This window comes from Pseudomonas sp. SDO52101_S400, assembly GCF_054071635.1.
The window spans coordinates 1-919 of record NZ_JBSVWF010000142.1 but is presented as its reverse complement, the minus strand read 5'-3'; the positions used below and the strand labels follow the sequence as shown (position 1 = coordinate 919).

Genomic DNA, 919 nt, shown 5'->3' with positions numbered 1-919 from the left:
CTGACCAACGCGATTACCGGCGTAACCGGTGGCAACTACGAAAATCTGGTAGCCGACAAAACCCCGGTCAGCACCACCGTGACCGATACTGTCGACACCACCAACCTGTCCTTGAGCGCTACCAACTCGGTCGCCGAGGGTGGATCGATCGTCTACACCGCGACCCTGACCAACGCTGCGGGCACTCCAGTGACCGTGACCTTGAGCAACGGCGCCGTCATCACCATCGAAGCCGGTAAAACCACTGGCACCGTGACCGTTCCAGCGCCAGCCGATGACGTCTACAAGGACGCCGGCACCGTTCAGGCCACGATCAAATCCGCCACCGGCGGCAACTTCGAAAACCTGGTGACCAGCACTACGCCAGCCGTGACCAGTGTCACCGACACCATCGACACCACCACTGTCAAACTGACCGCGACCGAAACCGCAGCCGAAGGTGGCACCGTCACTTACACCGCGACCGTGGGTGCACCGGTTACCGGCTCGCCAGTGACCGTGACCCTGTCCAATGGCCAGACCATCACCATCGAAGTGGGTAAAACCACCGGCACTGTGACCACCACCGCGCCAAACGATGTGCTGACCGGCCACGCACCGTTGACCAATGCCATCACCAACGTTTCCGGCGGCAACTACGAAAATCTTGTCGCCGACAAAACCCCGGTCAGCACCACCGTGACCGACACCATCGACACCACCAACCTGTCGCTCAGTGCGACCGGCACCGTGGCCGAAGGTGGTTCAATCGTCTACACCGCAACCCTGACCAACGCCGCTGGCTCACCAGTCACCGTGACCTTGTCGAACGGTGCTGTAATCACCATCGACGCCGGCAAAACCACCGGCACCGTGACTGTTCCTGCGCCAGCCGATGACGTCTACAAGGACGCCGGCACCGTTCAGGCCACGATCAAAT

General features: G+C 61.2%; 1 protein-coding gene. It reads left to right on the top strand.

The window, feature by feature from the left end:
* The coding region (locus ACW9HX_RS29075) for an immunoglobulin-like domain-containing protein (protein ID WP_457383214.1) at nt 1-919 on the top strand (919 nt) is incomplete at both ends.